Origin of the sequence: Yersinia sp. 2541 StPb PI (assembly GCF_052217145.1) — a bacterium.
Classification (GTDB): domain Bacteria; phylum Pseudomonadota; class Gammaproteobacteria; order Enterobacterales; family Enterobacteriaceae; genus Yersinia; species Yersinia enterocolitica_E.
Genome location: NZ_JAZGQB010000001.1, coordinates 4,564,466 through 4,582,754, shown reverse-complemented (window position 1 = coordinate 4,582,754; position 18,289 = coordinate 4,564,466). Strand labels below are relative to the sequence as shown.

The window sequence follows — 18,289 nt, the reverse complement described above, 5'->3', positions numbered from 1 at the left end:
GCCCGGTGTGGGAAAACAAAAAAACTTCCGCGAGTTAAATTAGTCACCTGGGCAGCGCAGGCAGCGTTCAGCCTCATCGGTACCCAACCTTAACTTGGACTGTAAATCACGCAGCGCAGTACGCAAGCCTTCTTCAATGACTGGGTGATAAAATGGCATATCCAGCATTTGATTGATGGTCATCTGTTGTTGATGTGCCCAAGCTAACAGATGTGCGATATGTTCGGCACTCGGCCCCATCATCTCGGCGCCGAGGAAACGGCCGGTTCCCTGTTCGCCATAAACGCGCAAAATACCTTTGTTTTTCAGCATGACACGCGAGCGCCCCTGATTTTCAAAAGAGACTTCACCGATTTCAAAACAACCACATGCACTGAATTTTTGTGATAACTCACGGAAGGTTGAGCCTACCATCGCAATTTGTGGGTCAGAGAAAACAACCGAGATAGGGCTGCGACGTAAGCCGGGAACCACTTCAGGGAATCCACCTGCATTCACTCCGGCGATACGGGCTTGATCGCTAGCCTCATGCAGTAATGGTAATTGGTTACTGGCATCACCGGCGATAAAGATATGTGGCACGCTGGTTTGCAGGGTAAGTCGATCAGCTTGCGGAACCCCTCGTTCGTCCAGAATGAGGGACGTATTTTCCAGACCCAGTTTATCCACATTAGGGCGACGACCAGTGGCAGCTAACACGTAATCAACCATGGTCTCTTGCGGTTTACCGGTTTTATCCAGATAGCGGATAAAGACTTTATCCCCCTCACGCTGCATGACTTCCACTTTCACGTCTGGGTCAAGATAGAACTCTTCACCCAAGGCTTTCGCGGCGTAATTACGTACAATGCTGTCAGTCAGTGGGCCAACACCACCACCGACACCGAACATTTTTACTTGAACGCCCAGCCGGTGCAGTGCCTGACCGAGTTCCAGACCAATAACACCAGGTCCGAATACCGCAACAGATTCGGGTAGGTCATCCCAGCTAAACACATCATCATTAACTATCAGTCGGTCACCCAGCTCATCCCAGGCTGTGGGCCAGGTTGGGCGGGAGCCAGTCGCAATCACGATACGCTGCGCAACAATACGCGTATGATCATCAACTTGTAGCGTATTATCATCAATGAAACGGGCATAGCCTTGAATTTTGTCCGCGGCTGGAATGTTATCTACACCCTCCAGCACAAAACCAACAAACCGGTCGCGCTCACGTTTAACACGACTCATCACTTCACGGCCATTAATCAGAATATCGCCTTGCGGGTGAATACCAAATTTAGGCGCTTTTTCAATATGATGTACGGCTTCGGCTGCTGCAATCAGCAGTTTGGATGGCATGCAACCAACGCGTGCACAGGTGGTACCGTATTCGCCACCTTCAATCATCACCACACTTGGGGTTGACAGTTTGGCAGCGCGATAAGTGCCAAGTCCGGCAGTGCCGCCGCCAATTACGGCGACATCAACGTTTAAGGTTTTCATGTCTGCTCCTAACATAAAAAGGGTAGGCCGAAGCCTACCAAGTATACCCTTCGTATTTGAAGCTACAGGGTTGCTGGCTACATTTGTTACTCGGCCCATCCTTGGGCCTCGCCTCTGCGAGGCCGCTGCCAGCAGCGTTCAAATCTGCTCCCGGCAGATTTGTCACCCGAATCACTTACTGGTCTTGACCTTAAAAATAAGTAAGCTCATCGAGATGAGTTCACTTGCCGCCTACCTGTAACTCCAATGACTTTGGGTATTCACATTATCTTCACTCTATTAATATTATTAAGCAGATAAGTAATTTTCCAAATCATCACTGCCACCAATATGACGGCCACCGATAAATACTTGTGGCACAGTTCCACGACCAGTGACAGCACGCAAGCTGACGGTTGTCGCATCTTTACCCAGCACGATCTCCTCATACTGAATCCCGCGTTCTTGCAGCATTTGTTTCGCTTTGGCACAGAATGGGCAGCCCGGTTTGGTAAAGACAGATACCGACTCCTGTACTTTAAAGTCGGGTGCCAGATATTTCAGCATGGTATCGGCATCGGACACTTCAAACGGGTCACCCGGCTTATTTGGCTCCACAAACATTTTCTCAACCACACCGTTACGCACCAGCATCGAGTAACGCCATGAACGTGGACCGAAGCCCAGATCAGCTTTCTCAACCAGCATGTTCATGCCCTTGGTGAATTCGCCGTTACCATCTGGAACGAAAGTAATATTTTCAGCATGCTGATCAGCTTTCCAGGCATTCATCACGAAGGTATCGTTGACTGATACGCACAGAATGCTATCAACACCGTGCTGTTTAAACACAGCGGCCAGTTCGTTATAGCGTGGCAGATGGCTGGAAGAACAAGTCGGGGTAAATGCACCCGGTAGTGAAAATACAATCACTGTTTTATTGCTGAACAAATCGTCAGTGGTTACATCAACCCACTGGTCCCCCTGACGGGTATGGAAAGTTACTTGTGGGATTTTTTTACCTTCTTGGCTAGTAAACATCTGTAACTCCTTAATTAAAAAATAAAATATTTAAATTTTTATGAATATCTTTTCGTTGGGGCACATTATTCATTTTATCACTTGATAGATCTAATCACTGATTGCTATCTTATCTATCGTCAATGGCTATCATAAAGCGGAGCACAGATGAATATTCGTGATTTAGAATACTTGGTGGCGCTGGCTGAATTCAGGCATTTCCGGCGTGCTGCCGACTCTTGCCATGTCAGCCAACCCACATTAAGTGGTCAGATTCGTAAGCTGGAAGATGAGTTGGGCGTGATGTTGCTGGAGCGCACTAGCCGTAAGGTCTTGTTTACGCAGGCTGGGTTGTTGCTAGTGGAACAAGCCAGAACTATATTGCGAGAAGTAAAGGTACTGAAAGAGATGGCCAGCTTGCAGGGCGAAAGCATGTCCGGTCCACTGCATATCGGCCTGATACCTACTGTCGGGCCTTATTTGTTGCCGCAAATCATTCCCATGTTGCATAAGGCATTCCCGAAATTGGAAATGTATCTGCATGAAGCACAAACCCAGAATCTTCTGGCTCAGTTGGACAGTGGCAAGCTGGACTGTGCCATTCTGGCACTGGTCAAAGAGACCGAAGCTTTTATCGAAGTTCCGCTATTTGATGAGCCGATGAGCCTGGCTATTTATGCCGATCATCCATGGGCCGATCGTGACAGAGTGCAAATGCATGAGCTGGCGGGTGAGAAATTATTGATGTTGGAAGATGGCCACTGCCTGCGCGATCAGGCGATGGGCTTCTGTTTCCAGGCCGGTGCAGAGGAAGACACCCATTTCCGCGCCACCAGTTTGGAAACTCTGCGTAATATGGTGGCTGCGGGGAGCGGCATTACTTTGCTGCCGTCGTTGGCGGTACCGAATGAGCGCAAGCGTGATGGCGTATGCTATCTGGAGTGCTACAAGCCTGTGCCTAAACGCACTATCGCGTTGGTGTACCGCCCCGGTTCCCCACTGCGTGGCCGCTATGAGCAACTGGCCGAGGCGATACGTGAACACATGCAACCGCGTATGAATCCAGATGTTATCAAGGAAAAGCTAGAACAGGCGGTTTAAACCGTTCAGTGCTGCCACACGATAGGCTTCAGCCATCGTCGGATAGTTGAAGGTTGTATTAACGAAATATTCGATAGTATTGCCTTCTCCTTTCTGTTCCATAATCGCCTGTCCGATGTGGATAATTTCCGCTGCACGTTCGCCAAAGCAATGAATACCCAAGATTTGCTTGGTTTCTCGATGGAACAGGATTTTTAAGCTACCGGTATCCATCCCGACGATTTGCGCGCGCGCCAGATGTTTAAATTGCGCCCGGCCGACCTCGTAGGGCACTTTCATCGCGGTCAAATCTTGCTCGGTTTTCCCAACCGAACTGATTTCCGGGATGGTGTAAATACCCGTCGGAATATCCTCGATCAAATGAACGTTGGCTTCGCCTTTGATCATTGCTTGTGCCGCGATACGCCCCTGATCATAGGCCGCAGAGGCCAGACTCGGGTAACCAATCACATCACCCACCGCATACACATGGGGCAGCGCTGTCTGGTACATGCTATTGACCTTCAGCAGACCACGGCTATCAGCTTCCAGGCCGATGTTTTCCAACCCTAAACCGCCGGTATTACCGGTACGACCATTGGCATACAACAAGCAGTCTGCTTTGACCTTTTTACCTGATTTCAGATGGACAATAACCCCATCAAGGGTTCCCTCAATTTGCTCAAACTCTTCGTTGTGACGGATAACGACACCGTTATTCCAGAAGTGGTAAGAGAGGGCATCTGACATTTCCTGATCAAGGAAGGCCAGTAGGCGGTCGCGGGTATTGATTAAATCAACTTTGACGCTCAAACCACGGAAGATTGAAGCATATTCACAACCAATAACCCCTGCGCCATAGATAATGACGTGCTGAGGTTCATGGCTGAGCTGTAAAATGGTATCGCTGTCGTAAATCCGTTCATGGCTAAAATCAACATTCGCCGGGCGATAGGGGCGTGAACCTGTAGCAATCACAATGTTATCAGCGCGTAGTGTATCGTTGGTGCCATCGGCATAACGCACGTTGATAGTATTGGCATCAATAAAGCTGGCATCGCCTGAAAACATATGGCAGTGATTGCGATCGTAAAAACCCTGACGCATACGTGTCTGTTGATTAATAACACGATCAGCATGGTTTAAAATATCAGCGAAAGAAGAACTGATGGTTCGGGCATTGTCGCTGTAGAGTGGATTTTGGTTGAATTCGATAATACGGCTAACGGCGTGGCGCAAAGCTTTGGAAGGGATAGTGCCCCAATGGGTACATCCACCGCCCACATTATTATACCGTTCAATTACGGCAACACGGGCACCTTGCTTGACCAACCCCATAGCGGCACCTTCACCGCCAGGACCCGAGCCAATAACAATGGCATCAAAATGGAAGTGCTGTTGCATGTAGGAGAGACCTATTCTTATACAAAATTACAACGATACATTAACATCATCCCAACCAGATACCCAATAGATTTCAAGATGCAGCCAACACATCTGTAAATTGAAAGATGACAGGTATAAATCAATCAACCATGGGTAAATCACCGTGATGTGTGTTGTAAAGCGGCAATTCAGTATTGGGATGATACGTTTGTATAACGGTTGTTACTATAAAGTTTGGTATATTGCTGACTATATATCTTAGATTGAGAATTTGGATATCCCTTGGGCACGATTATGGGCGTCAGAGCACAACAAAAAGAGCGGACTCGTCGTTCCCTTATCGAAGCGGCGTTCAGCCAACTGAGCGCTGAGCGGAGTTTCGCCAGCCTTAGCTTGCGGGAAGTCTCTCGCGAAGCTGGTATCGCACCGACTTCTTTCTACCGGCATTTTCGCGATGTCGACGAACTTGGCCTGACAATGGTCGATGAAAGCGGCCTGATGTTGCGCCAACTGATGCGTCAGGCTCGCCAGCGGATTGCCAAGGGCGGCAGTGTTATCCGTACCTCCGTATCTACATTTATGGAATTTATCGGTAATAACCCGAATGCATTTCGCTTATTGCTGCGCGAGCGTTCCGGCACGTCCGCCGCATTTCGTGCCGCAGTGGCTCGTGAAATTCAGCATTTTATTGCTGAGCTGGCAGATTACCTCGAATTGGAAAACCACATGCCACGCAGCTTCACTGAAGCTCAGGCTGAGGCCATGGTCACAATTGTCTTCAGTGCTGGTGCAGAAGTGCTGGACGTGGATATTGAACAACGGCGACAGTTAGAGGAACGCTTGGTCTTACAACTGCGGATGATCTCCAAGGGCGCTTATTATTGGTATCGCCGCGAGCAGGAAAAACTCGCCGTATCTCGCACTTAATAAGGTAAGGAAAATGATGGAACAGTCTCGCCGTGAAATCGGCACCCTGTTGCTGGCGTTGATTACTGGCCTGGCAATAAATGGTTCATTTAACACGTTATTCAGCGCGTTTGTGCCTTTTTCAGTTTTTCCGCTGCTAACGTTAATATTAGCCGTATATTGTTTGCATCAGCGCTACCTCAATTTCGCCATGCCACATGGCTTGCCAGTACTGGCCTCCGCGTGTTTCTTGCTCGGGATTTTGCTGTATAGCGCGATTGTTCGGGTTGAGCATCCGGCAATTGGTTCTAATTTCGTTCCTTCTATTCTCAGTGTCGTGTTGGTGTTCTGGATCTTGTTTAAGCTAAAAGCACGTAAGTCGGTGCAATCAGAATCTGAGCCAGATAATTCGGATAACCAGCAGCCGCAATAACCTGAAAGCGATATGTTTTAAAACGACATATTTTAAAACGAAAAAGGGCAACATCGCGTTGCCCTTTTACTTATCTATTGCCTGTCAGCCGCGCTTTTCCAGCAATACCCCACACTCCATATGATGGGTGTAGGGGAACTGATCGAACAGTGCTAATCGGCTGATTTTATGTGTCTGTTGTAACTGTTCCAGATTGGCGCACAGCGTTTCAGGGTTACAGGAGATATAAAGGATACGCGGATAACCTTGTACCAGCTTGACTGTCTCGCTATCCAGCCCGCTGCGCGGGGGATCGACAAAAATGGTCTCGCAGTTATAACTGCTCAGATCAATACCCTTCAAACGGTTAAACTCGCGTACACCTTGCATTGCCTGGGTAAACTCTTCAGCCGACATGCGGATAATTTGCACGTTATCGATATTATTTGCCGCGATATTGTATTGTGCTGCTGCCACTGAGGGTTTAGCGATTTCTGTTGCCAACACCCGTGCAAAATTGCGTGCTAGCGCCAACGAGAAATTACCATTACCGCAATACAACTCCAATAAATCACCGCTGGCGTTTTTAGTGGCATCAATCGCCCATTCCAGCATATGAATATTCACCGCTGCATTCGGTTGGGTGAAACTATTCTCCACCTGACGATAAATCATTTCACGCCCAGCAACCGGTAACACTTCATCGATATAGTCGTGATCTAGCATGATTTTAGTTTTCGATGCCCGGCCAATCAGTTGCAGATCAAAACCTTGTTCGCGTAGCTTTTCACGCAATTCCAGCGCCTTCTGCTGCCACTCTTCATCTAATTGACGGTGATACAGCAAAGAGGCGATCAATTTACCGCTTAGGGTAGATAAGTAATCAATCTGGAACAGTTTACGCCGCAAAATCGGTTCGGCCCTGATGGCCGTCATCAGCGCACTCATCAGACGATTGATCAACAAACTTGCCACCGGGAACTGTTCAACACGGATACGCTGTTTGGTCTGCTGGTCAAACATGATGTGGTACAAGTCATCTTCATCGTGCCAAACGCGAAACTCGGCTCTCATGCGGTAATGCTCTGCCGGAGAACGGAATATTTCCGCAGCAGGTGCCTGAAACGGCAACATCATCGTCTGAATACGGGCAGATTTTTCCGCCAGTTGTTGGTCGTAACTGTCTGTTGGCAGGATGTCGGGAGTCATGTTTCTTCTCGTCTGGCCATTATAAAAGAGAGGTATTGCTGCGGATTGTAGGGAAAGTGGGAGTGATGTCCAGTTTTGTTGTGTTTATTCCCTATAACGAGGATGGAAGTCTAGACATCTATTTTACTTGATCGTAGCATTGCGGTCCGGCCTCATGCTGTTACTTAAACACCTACGAGTTAAAAGGGAATCCGGTGTAAATCCGGAGCTGACGCGCAGCGGTAAGGGGAAGTTACGGCGATAGGTTTCAACCAGACACTGTCCGCAAGGGCGGGAAGTCATCGCCAGCTCTATTTCACGGTATTAATTCATTTAAGTAATGAAGAAGACGTGACATCAGAGATCCCAAGCCCGAAGACCTGCCGGTATTACGTCGCAATATGCGTGGTCGTCGCGAACTATCGGCCATGGCACTGCGGCATCCGCCAATTGAGTTTGGATGCTTGTATTCATGACAATTAAAAAATATACGCTGATCACAGCCCTTTCTGTGACGGCATTTTCTGGATGGGCCCAGGACAGCAACACGACAGGTAATAAAGACGAAATGGTGGTTACCGCCAACCGTTTCAAACAGCCAGTTTCCACGGTATTGGCACCCACCGATGTAGTAACGCGTGATGATATCGACCGCTGGCAGGCAAAAAGCCTCAATGAAGTGATGCGCCGGCTACCTGGCGTGGATATTGCCCAAACCGGGGGGCTAGGCCAAGGCTCTTCTATGTATATCCGTGGTACCGAAGCCCGCCATGTATTAGTGCTGATCGATGGCATTCCTCTGGCGCGAACCGGTATCATCAATAGTGTCGACTTTAATCAAATACCTCTCTCTCTGGTGCAACGTGTTGAATATATTCGCGGGCCTCGCTCTGCCGTATATGGCTCTGGGGCGATTGGTGGTGTAATTAACGTGATTACACAGTCAGACCAGGAAGGTGGGCAGATTAATGCCGGGGTTGGTTCTAAAGGTTACCAGCAATATGACGGCAGCGTTCGCCAACGTTTTGGTGATACTTTAGCGACGATAGCGGGCGGCTATCAAACCACGAACGGTTTTAACATTAAACCCGACTCACCTAATCCAGTGGATAGCGATCGGGATGGTTTTCGTAATAAAAATTTTTGGGCGGGGCTAGAGCATCAGTTCAACCAAGATATATCCGGTTTCGTCAGAGGTTATGGTTACACCAATAATACTGATTACGATGTTGGCAGTATTTCTTCCCCTGCTTACAGTGGCGATGAGGAGCGATTATATAACCATACTTATGACGCAGGGCTACGTTATGCTGCGGGGGCTTTCTCCTCTCAATTAATCGGTAGCTATCAGAAATACAAAGATTATAACTACAGCAGCCAATATGGGCGTTATGGTGAGGCGACTACGCTGGACGATATGGATCAGCGTAACGTGCAATGGGGTAATACATACAGTTTTGAGAGTGCAACGCTGAGTGCTGGCGTTGACTGGCAGCAACAGCGTTTGACCTCATCGAGTACCACTATCTCTGATGCATATAAGCGGGATAATACCGGTTTGTATCTTAGCGGGCAGCAGAAGATTGGTAGTGTGACGCTGGAAGCCTCGGGCCGCGAAGATAAAGATGAGCAGTTTGGCTGGCATGAGACCTGGCAAACCGCCGCAGGTTGGGAATTTATCCCCGATTATCGTGCGACATTATCCTATGGAACAGGATTTTTGGCCCCGTCACTGGGTCAGCAGTATGGTTCGCAGCGCTTTGATATCATATCAAACAGTGATTTGAAACCTGAGGAGTCCCGCCAATGGGAGGCAGGTCTGGAAGGATTGACTGGCCCACTTGATTGGCGTTTGTCTGCTTATCGCTACAAAATTGAAAACCTGATCGATTACTTCTCCGACCCAAATACATACAAAGGGCAGTATTACAATGTTGATTCGGCAACGATAAAAGGGGTTGAATGGACAGGTAGCGTCGATACCGGCATTTTCAATCACCAGATCACATTGCAATATATGGATCCGCGTAATGATAAGAATAATGAAGTTTTAGCCCGTCGTTCTAAACAGCAAGCCAAGTATCAATTAGATTGGACAATGTTCAATCTGGATATGGACGTTTCTTATCAGTACTACGGTAAACGCTATGACAATAGCACCTCAGCCTATAGCTCGACTCAACGTGAATTACCGAGTTATAGCACGGTAGATGTTTCAGCGAGTTATCCGGTTACTTCTCATCTTACAGTTCGTGGTAGAATTGCTAACCTGTTTGATAAAGATTACGAAACGGCTTATGGCTATAAAACCGCTGGACGAGAGTATTACCTCACCGGAAGCTATAACTTCTAAGGCTGATACTGCCCCTCGCCCGACAGCACTGATTTTTGACTCAGGTGTTGGCGGGCTATCTGTCTATCAAGAGATTCGGCAGTTGTTGCCGGATCTCCACTATATATATGCTTTCGACAATGTCGCTTTCCCTTATGGGGAGAAGTCCGGTGAGTTTATCGTTGAACGCGTTCTGGAAATTGTCACTGCGGTGCAGCAGCGCCATCCGCTGGCAATCGTCGTCATTGCCTGTAACACCGCCAGCACAGTAGTACTTCCTGCTTTACGTGAACGCTTTGCATTCCCTGTGGTTGGGGTTGTTCCTGCTATCAAACCGGCGGTGCGATTAACCCGCAATGGTGTTGTTGGCTTATTGGCTACCCGTGGCACGGTACATGCTTCCTATACACGGGACTTGATTGAGCGCTTTGCTACCGATTGCAAAATTGAATTGCTGGGTTCATCTGAGCTGGTGGAACTGGCAGAGTCCAAGTTGCATGGTGGTGCTGTACCTATCGAAACATTAAAGAAAATCCTCCACCCATGGTTGGCAATGCGTGAGCCGCCGGACACCATTGTATTGGGGTGCACTCATTTCCCTCTATTAGTAGAAGAGTTGGCGCAAGTGTTGCCTGAAGGTACTCGCATGGTCGATTCCGGTGCCGCAATTGCTCGTCGCACTGCTTGGCTCATCTCTTCTCAAGAAAATGTAGTTTCTTCTCAGGAAGATAATATTGCTTACTGCATGGCGTTGAATGCAGATACTGACGTTTTATTACCCGTTTTGCAGGGTTATGGCTTCCCGGTGCTGCAAAAACTGCCAATTTAAAGGCGTTTTGACTAAAGATTCAGCGGTTGAAAAGTTTTTTCAAATTAGGGGTTGCAGGCTGTCAGGAACTCCCTATAATGCGCCTCCACTGACCGGGAACAACGAAACAGACTTCGCCGGGTCAGGAAGCGAAAAGAATGATTTTGACTTCGAAAGAAACCAAAGAAACTCTTGACTCTTCAGCGGGAAAGCGTATTATCTGCCTCCCGCGTTACCGTAAGATTCGCCGAAAGGCAAACGGGTAACGAACGCTCTTTAACAATTTATCAGACAATCTGTGTGGGCACTCGCAAGACGATATCGAAGCCTGTTTCGGCAGGCAGAAGAAATATCAAAGTCTTGAAGAGTGACCAAAGCAGTACACATTTGAACTTCGGTTCGAATGCATATTTGCAGAAAGTAATCTTTGAGCATCGCTGCTTTTATTAGTAGCAAATCAAACAAATCTTAAATTGAAGAGTTTGATCATGGCTCAGATTGAACGCTGGCGGCAGGCCTAACACATGCAAGTCGAGCGGCAGCGGGAAGTAGTTTACTACTTTGCCGGCGAGCGGCGGACGGGTGAGTAATGTCTGGGAAACTGCCTGATGGAGGGGGATAACTACTGGAAACGGTAGCTAATACCGCATGACCTCGCAAGAGCAAAGTGGGGGACCTTCGGGCCTCACGCCATCGGATGTGCCCAGATGGGATTAGCTAGTAGGTGGGGTAATGGCTCACCTAGGCGACGATCCCTAGCTGGTCTGAGAGGATGACCAGCCACACTGGAACTGAGACACGGTCCAGACTCCTACGGGAGGCAGCAGTGGGGAATATTGCACAATGGGCGCAAGCCTGATGCAGCCATGCCGCGTGTGTGAAGAAGGCCTTCGGGTTGTAAAGCACTTTCAGCGAGGAGGAAGGCAGTCGTGTTAATAGCACGATTGATTGACGTTACTCGCAGAAGAAGCACCGGCTAACTCCGTGCCAGCAGCCGCGGTAATACGGAGGGTGCAAGCGTTAATCGGAATTACTGGGCGTAAAGCGCACGCAGGCGGTTTGTTAAGTCAGATGTGAAATCCCCGCGCTTAACGTGGGAACTGCATTTGAAACTGGCAAGCTAGAGTCTTGTAGAGGGGGGTAGAATTCCAGGTGTAGCGGTGAAATGCGTAGAGATCTGGAGGAATACCGGTGGCGAAGGCGGCCCCCTGGACAAAGACTGACGCTCAGGTGCGAAAGCGTGGGGAGCAAACAGGATTAGATACCCTGGTAGTCCACGCTGTAAACGATGTCGACTTGGAGGTTGTGCCCTTGAGGCGTGGCTTCCGGAGCTAACGCGTTAAGTCGACCGCCTGGGGAGTACGGCCGCAAGGTTAAAACTCAAATGAATTGACGGGGGCCCGCACAAGCGGTGGAGCATGTGGTTTAATTCGATGCAACGCGAAGAACCTTACCTACTCTTGACATCCACAGAACTTAGCAGAGATGCTTCGGTGCCTTCGGGAACTGTGAGACAGGTGCTGCATGGCTGTCGTCAGCTCGTGTTGTGAAATGTTGGGTTAAGTCCCGCAACGAGCGCAACCCTTATCCTTTGTTGCCAGCACGTAATGGTGGGAACTCAAGGGAGACTGCCGGTGATAAACCGGAGGAAGGTGGGGATGACGTCAAGTCATCATGGCCCTTACGAGTAGGGCTACACACGTGCTACAATGGCAGATACAAAGTGAAGCGAACTCGCGAGAGCAAGCGGACCACATAAAGTCTGTCGTAGTCCGGATTGGAGTCTGCAACTCGACTCCATGAAGTCGGAATCGCTAGTAATCGTAGATCAGAATGCTACGGTGAATACGTTCCCGGGCCTTGTACACACCGCCCGTCACACCATGGGAGTGGGTTGCAAAAGAAGTAGGTAGCTTAACCTTCGGGAGGGCGCTTACCACTTTGTGATTCATGACTGGGGTGAAGTCGTAACAAGGTAACCGTAGGGGAACCTGCGGTTGGATCACCTCCTTACCTAACGATACGCATTGCGCAGTGTCCACACAGATTGTCTGATAGAAAGTAACGAGCAAATAAGGCCGGACTGAGAGATTAGTCGGGCTTTAGTACCTTGTTGGGTCTGTAGCTCAGGTGGTTAGAGCGCACCCCTGATAAGGGTGAGGTCGGTGGTTCAAGTCCACTCAGACCCACCAACTCATCCTCATAGTGCGTTACAGACACACTCGTTTATACCCATAAACGTCGCGTGACTGCGCCTTGTCTGAGAATGAGTTATGCCGATAAGGTATTTTGCTTTTTATATGGGGCTATAGCTCAGCTGGGAGAGCGCCTGCCTTGCACGCAGGAGGTCAGCGGTTCGATCCCGCTTAGCTCCACCATATAAAAAAACTATTTCAAAACGTACTGCGGTCGTAAGGCACAGTGTGTTGTGAAATATTGCTCTTTAACAATCTGGAACAAGCTGAAAATTGAAACAATACAGCTGAAACTTATCTCTCCGTAGAATTACTGAGGTAAGGATTAACCTGTATTAGAGTCTCTCAAATAATCGCAATGCCAATGTGCATTCTGATGAAGAGAGTCGCGTGAGCTAAGTGAAGGCAAGGCGTACGGCACGGAGGAAGCGGAGTGAACTTCATGTTCATGAGCATTCCGAGTACCGCACAACGCTGTATTCACGACGCGCAACCGACTTGAACAGAAGAAACACCTTTGGGTTGTGAGGTTAAGCGACTAAGCGTACACGGTGGATGCCTAGGCAGTCAGAGGCGATGAAGGGCGTGCTAATCTGCGAAAAGCGTCGGTAAGCTGATATGAAGCATTATAACCGACGATACCCGAATGGGGAAACCCAGTGCAATTCGTTGCACTATTGCATGGTGAATACATAGCCATGCAAGGCGAACCGGGGGAACTGAAACATCTAAGTACCCCGAGGAAAAGAAATCAACCGAGATTCCCCCAGTAGCGGCGAGCGAACGGGGAAGAGCCCAGAGTCTGAATCAGTTTGTGTGTTAGTGGAAGCGTCTGGAAAGTCGCACGGTACAGGGTGATAGTCCCGTACACCAAAACACACTTGCTGTGAACTCGATGAGTAGGGCGGGACACGTGACATCCTGTCTGAATATGGGGGGACCATCCTCCAAGGCTAAATACTCCTGACTGACCGATAGTGAACCAGTACCGTGAGGGAAAGGCGAAAAGAACCCCGGCGAGGGGAGTGAAATAGAACCTGAAACCGTGTACGTACAAGCAGTGGGAGCCTACTTTGTTGGGTGACTGCGTACCTTTTGTATAATGGGTCAGCGACTTATATTTTGTAGCAAGGTTAACCGAATAGGGGAGCCGTAGGGAAACCGAGTCTTAACTGGGCGTCTAGTTGCAAGGTATAGACCCGAAACCCGGTGATCTAGCCATGGGCAGGTTGAAGGTTGGGTAACACTAACTGGAGGACCGAACCGACTAATGTTGAAAAATTAGCGGATGACTTGTGGCTGGGGGTGAAAGGCCAATCAAACCGGGAGATAGCTGGTTCTCCCCGAAAGCTATTTAGGTAGCGCCTCGTGAACTCATCTTCGGGGGTAGAGCACTGTTTCGGCTAGGGGGTCATCCCGACTTACCAAACCGATGCAAACTCCGAATACCGAAGAATGTTATCACGGGAGACACACGGCGGGTGCTAACGTCCGTCGTGAAGAGGGAAACAACCCAGACCGCCAGCTAAGGTCCCAAAGTCATGGTTAAGTGGGAAACGATGTGGGAAGGCATAGACAGCCAGGATGTTGGCTTAGAAGCAGCCATCATTTAAAGAAAGCGTAATAGCTCACTGGTCGAGTCGGCCTGCGCGGAAGATGTAACGGGGCTAAACCATGCACCGAAGCTGCGGCAGCGACACTTAGGTGTTGTTGGGTAGGGGAGCGTTCTGTAAGCCGTTGAAGGTGACCTGTGAGGGTTGCTGGAGGTATCAGAAGTGCGAATGCTGACATAAGTAACGATAATGCGGGTGAAAAACCCGCACGCCGGAAGACCAAGGGTTCCTGTCCAACGTTAATCGGGGCAGGGTGAGTCGACCCCTAAGGCGAGGCTGAAAAGCGTAGTCGATGGGAAACAGGTTAATATTCCTGTACTTGGTGTTACTGCGAAGGGGGGACGGAGAAGGCTAGGCTAGCCGGGCGACGGTTGTCCCGGTTTAAGCATGTAGGCGGAGCGACTTGGTAAATCCGGTTGCTTATCAACGCTGAGGTGTGATGACGAGCCACTACGGTGGTGAAGTAGTTGATGCCAAGCTTCCAGGAAAAGCCTCTAAGCATCAGGTAACATTAAATCGTACCCCAAACCGACACAGGTGGTCAGGTAGAGAATACTCAGGCGCTTGAGAGAACTCGGGTGAAGGAACTAGGCAAAATGGTGCCGTAACTTCGGGAGAAGGCACGCTGGCATTAGGTAATGGGACTTGCTCCCGGCGCCGAAGCCAGTCGCAGATACCAGCTGGCTGCAACTGTTTAATAAAAACACAGCACTGTGCAAACACGAAAGTGGACGTATACGGTGTGACGCCTGCCCGGTGCTGGAAGGTTAATTGATGGGGTCAGCCGCAAGGCGAAGCTCTTGATCGAAGCCCCAGTAAACGGCGGCCGTAACTATAACGGTCCTAAGGTAGCGAAATTCCTTGTCGGGTAAGTTCCGACCTGCACGAATGGCGTAATGATGGCCAGGCTGTCTCCACCCGAGACTCAGTGAAATTGAACTCGCTGTGAAGATGCAGTGTACCCGCGGCAAGACGGAAAGACCCCGTGAACCTTTACTATAGCTTGACACTGAACATTGAGCCTTGATGTGTAGGATAGGTGGGAGGCATCGAAGTGTGGACGCCAGTCTGCATGGAGCCAACCTTGAAATACCACCCTTTAATGTTTGATGTTCTAACTCGGCCCCGTGATCCGGGGTGAGGACAGTGTCTGGTGGGTAGTTTGACTGGGGCGGTCTCCTCCCAAAGAGTAACGGAGGAGCACGAAGGTTAGCTAATCACGGTCGGACATCGTGAGGTTAGTGCAAAGGCATAAGCTAGCTTGACTGCGAGAGTGACGGCTCGAGCAGGTACGAAAGTAGGTCTTAGTGATCCGGTGGTTCTGAATGGAAGGGCCATCGCTCAACGGATAAAAGGTACTCCGGGGATAACAGGCTGATACCGCCCAAGAGTTCATATCGACGGCGGTGTTTGGCACCTCGATGTCGGCTCATCACATCCTGGGGCTGAAGTAGGTCCCAAGGGTATGGCTGTTCGCCATTTAAAGTGGTACGCGAGCTGGGTTTAGAACGTCGTGAGACAGTTCGGTCCCTATCTGCCGTGGGCGTTGGAAGATTGAGAGGGGCTGCTCCTAGTACGAGAGGACCGGAGTGGACGAATCACTGGTGTTCGGGTTGTCATGCCAATGGCATTGCCCGGTAGCTAAATTCGGAAGAGATAACCGCTGAAAGCATCTAAGCGGGAAACTTGCCTCGAGATGAGTCTTCCCTGGGGCTTTAAGCCCCCTGAAGGAACGTTAAAGACTATGACGTTGATAGGCTGGGTGTGTAAGTGCAGCGATGCATTGAGCTAACCAGTACTAATGATCCGTGAGGCTTAACCTTACAACACCAAAGGTGTTTTAGATTTGAGAGATAGAAATTTTCAGCGAAGTTCCGAGATTGGGCTGGCTGGCTGTGTGGAGACATATAGCGGGTTTAGTTTAGACAGAATTTGCCTGGCGGCCTTAGCGCGGTGGTCCCACCTGATCCCATGCCGAACTCAGAAGTGAAACGCCGTAGCGCCGATGGTAGTGTGGGGTCTCCCCATGCGAGAGTAGGACACTGCCAGGCATCAAACACGAGTTACCAGAGTGACATCTGGTAACTGACAAAATCGCTTAGAGCGGTTTTGCACAGCGCGGAGCGCTGGCCCTGTCAAGGGTAAGTATCGGGAAGATACGCGTAAAAGAATCGGTGGAGCGGTAGTTCAGTTGGTTAGAATACCTGCCTGTCACGCAGGGGGTCGCGGGTTCGAGCCCCGTCCGTTCCGCCACTTATTTAAATTATGCCTGCTTATCTTAGCAGGCATAATGTTAAGCATAATTTAGGGGCGTAGCTCAGTTGGTAGAGCACCGGTCTCCAAAACCGGGTGTCGCGAGTTCGAGTCTCTCCGCCCCTGCCATATAAATAGCCCTTCGCGAAAGCGAGGGGTTTTTTTATGCCCAAAAATCGTAATTAGTACATTTATGATACGTCGATACACTTACACTACTTCTTTAACATAGTTCTGCTTTTATCTTGACCTCTGTTCTGGCCTCTATTCCCTCATATTTTCCATCCATTTTACCAATTCCGAAAAGATCTTTTTGTTCGAACAATATTCTGCCATTAACAACAGTTCTTTTTTAAACCTGACAAAGTTTTAAAAGGTAACGTTCCCAATGCATACCTATTTAGCTGAATTTATGTACAAAACGATTGTTATTCTGTGGTGTGACGTTGCTCATTATTACTTTTACAAAATGTACTAAAACTAATTAACATTTTAGCTATCAGGAAGCTCACCTTAAAAAACATCATATGCTTTTAGAACAACATAATTTGCAAATTGGCCGATGCTCAGGACAGTAAATGACCTGAATGATTACCTTAACTGTTCTTCGGAATGGTAGTGAGTCAGCGGCTCGACGATGACAAGTGAGGAGAGAAATATGTACAGGCGTTTACTGTTAGCAGCAGCTGTAACAGCGGCAATGTGTAGTGCAGTCCAAGCGGCTCCGCTAGTCGTGGGTTTTTCTCAAATTGGTTCAGAGTCCGGTTGGCGCTCTGCGGAAACTAAGGTTTCTAAACAAGAGGCTGAAAAGCGCGGTATTACATTAAAAATCGCGGATGCTCAACAAAAACAAGAGAACCAAATCAAGGCTGTTAGATCGTTTATTGCTCAGGGTGTTGATGCCATTTTTATTGCTCCTGTGGTTGCAACGGGTTGGACACCGGTTTTGCAGGAAGCGAAAGAAGCTAAAATCCCGGTATTCCTGCTTGACCGAATGATAGAGGTGAATGACCCCTCCCTGTACACCGCCGCAGTGGCTTCAGACAGTGTATATGAAGGTAAAGTCGCTGGTGAGTGGCTACTGAAAGATGTGGCAGGTAAACCTTGTAATGTTGTTGAACTACAAGGCACTGTTGGCTCGAGTGTGGCTATTAACCGTAAGAAAGGTTTTGCTGACGGGATAGCGTCGGCACCTAACGTAAAAATAATTCGCTCTCAGTCCGGGGATTTCACACGGAGTAAAGGCAAAGAAGTAATGGAGAGTTTCATTAAAGCGGAGCAAAACGGTAAGAACATCTGTGCTGTCTATGCACATAACGATGATATGGCGATAGGTGCCATTCAAGCCATTAAAGAAGCCGGGTTGAAGCCGGGTTCAGAGATCAAAATTGTATCCATCGATGGCGTTCCTGATATTTTTAAAGCGATGAGTAGCGGAGAGGCTAATGCTACTGTTGAGTTGACACCGAATATGGCAGGCCCTGCTTTCGATGCATTAATTGCGCTGAAGAAAGATGGCACCCAACCGCCTAAGTTTATCCAGACAGAATCTCGTCTGTTACAGCCTGATACGGCTAAACAGGAATACGAATCTAAGAAGAGCCTTGGTTATTGATTCAAATGGCGGGG

10 protein-coding genes, 4 tRNA genes, 3 rRNA genes and 1 riboswitch are annotated in these 18,289 nt (G+C 48.9%); of the genes, 13 read left to right on the top strand and 4 right to left on the bottom strand.

The genetic code is table 11. The features are described 5' to 3' along the window. Window positions 1-39 precede the first annotated feature (39 nt). Both V1953_RS20570 and V1953_RS20565 read right to left on the bottom strand, forming a co-directional pair. Window positions 40-1,488, bottom strand: a complete 1,449-nt coding sequence (locus V1953_RS20570; protein ID WP_442851253.1) for a dihydrolipoyl dehydrogenase — start codon at window positions 1,486-1,488, stop codon at window positions 40-42. 288 nt (window positions 1,489-1,776) lie between these two features. Beyond that, window positions 1,777-2,508: a glutathione peroxidase gene (locus V1953_RS20565; protein ID WP_083161816.1), complete on the bottom strand. Its 732-nt coding sequence runs from the start codon at window positions 2,506-2,508 to the stop codon at window positions 1,777-1,779. A gap of 147 nt (window positions 2,509-2,655) precedes the next feature. Between V1953_RS20565 and oxyR the strand changes: the two genes are divergently transcribed. Further along, on the top strand, window positions 2,656-3,588 hold the full coding sequence (gene oxyR, locus V1953_RS20560; protein ID WP_083161818.1) for a DNA-binding transcriptional regulator OxyR: 933 nt from the start codon (window positions 2,656-2,658) through the stop codon (window positions 3,586-3,588). On the opposite strand, the gene sthA is transcribed toward oxyR, so the two are convergent. After that, a complete protein-coding gene (sthA, locus tag V1953_RS20555) occupies window positions 3,571-4,971 on the bottom strand; it encodes a Si-specific NAD(P)(+) transhydrogenase (RefSeq protein WP_083161820.1) in 1,401 nt (466 codons plus the stop codon). The genes oxyR and sthA overlap by 18 nt on opposite strands. 276 nt (window positions 4,972-5,247) lie before the next feature. On the opposite strand from sthA, the gene fabR reads away from it, so the two are divergent. After that, on the top strand, window positions 5,248-5,880 hold the full coding sequence (fabR, locus tag V1953_RS20550) for an HTH-type transcriptional repressor FabR (RefSeq protein WP_005192099.1): 633 nt from the start codon (window positions 5,248-5,250) through the stop codon (window positions 5,878-5,880). A gap of 13 nt (window positions 5,881-5,893) precedes the next feature. Further along, complete coding sequence (locus V1953_RS20545; protein ID WP_226716428.1) at window positions 5,894-6,292, top strand: YijD family membrane protein; 399 nt, start codon at window positions 5,894-5,896, stop codon at window positions 6,290-6,292. Between the two features lie 84 nt (window positions 6,293-6,376). On the opposite strand, the gene trmA is transcribed toward V1953_RS20545, so the two are convergent. Then, window positions 6,377-7,480 carry a tRNA (uridine(54)-C5)-methyltransferase TrmA gene (trmA, locus tag V1953_RS20540; RefSeq protein ID WP_372569774.1) on the bottom strand — a complete coding sequence of 368 codons (1,104 nt, stop codon included), beginning with the start codon at window positions 7,478-7,480 and terminating at the stop codon, window positions 6,377-6,379. A 130-nt stretch (window positions 7,481-7,610) separates the two neighbouring features. Further along, window positions 7,611-7,861: riboswitch (cobalamin riboswitch) on the top strand. Between the two features lie 70 nt (window positions 7,862-7,931). Here trmA and btuB point away from each other — a divergent pair. The 10 genes from btuB to ytfQ all read left to right on the top strand — a co-directional run bounded on the left by btuB (window position 7,932) and on the right by ytfQ (window position 18,275). After that, window positions 7,932-9,812, top strand: coding sequence for a TonB-dependent vitamin B12 receptor BtuB (btuB, locus tag V1953_RS20535; protein WP_442851252.1), 1,881 nt, complete (start codon window positions 7,932-7,934; stop codon window positions 9,810-9,812). Beyond that, entirely contained in the window at window positions 9,757-10,620 is an 864-nt protein-coding gene (murI, locus tag V1953_RS20530) for a glutamate racemase (protein ID WP_083161826.1), read from the top strand. Before btuB ends, murI begins: the two co-directional genes overlap by 56 nt. A gap of 449 nt (window positions 10,621-11,069) precedes the next feature. Next, window positions 11,070-12,612, top strand: a 16S ribosomal RNA gene (locus tag V1953_RS20525). A 102-nt stretch (window positions 12,613-12,714) separates the two neighbouring features. Continuing rightward, window positions 12,715-12,791: transfer RNA gene (locus V1953_RS20520), tRNA-Ile, on the top strand. A gap of 110 nt (window positions 12,792-12,901) precedes the next feature. Continuing rightward, window positions 12,902-12,977: transfer RNA gene (locus V1953_RS20515), tRNA-Ala, on the top strand. Between the two features lie 345 nt (window positions 12,978-13,322). Then, window positions 13,323-16,230 (top strand): 23S ribosomal RNA (locus tag V1953_RS20510). A gap of 112 nt (window positions 16,231-16,342) precedes the next feature. Next, window positions 16,343-16,458: ribosomal RNA gene (gene rrf, locus V1953_RS20505) — 5S ribosomal RNA — on the top strand. The 16S, 23S and 5S rRNA genes sit together here with 4 tRNA genes alongside, the layout of an rRNA operon. Window positions 16,459-16,583: 125 nt before the next feature. Beyond that, window positions 16,584-16,660, top strand: a tRNA-Asp gene (locus V1953_RS20500). Window positions 16,661-16,713: 53 nt separating this feature from the next. After that, window positions 16,714-16,789: transfer RNA gene (locus V1953_RS20495), tRNA-Trp, on the top strand. 529 nt (window positions 16,790-17,318) lie between these two features. Next, a complete protein-coding gene (ytfQ, locus tag V1953_RS20490; RefSeq protein WP_005162730.1) occupies window positions 17,319-18,275 on the top strand; it encodes a galactofuranose ABC transporter, galactofuranose-binding protein YtfQ in 957 nt (318 codons plus the stop codon). Window positions 18,276-18,289: the final 14 nt, after the last annotated feature.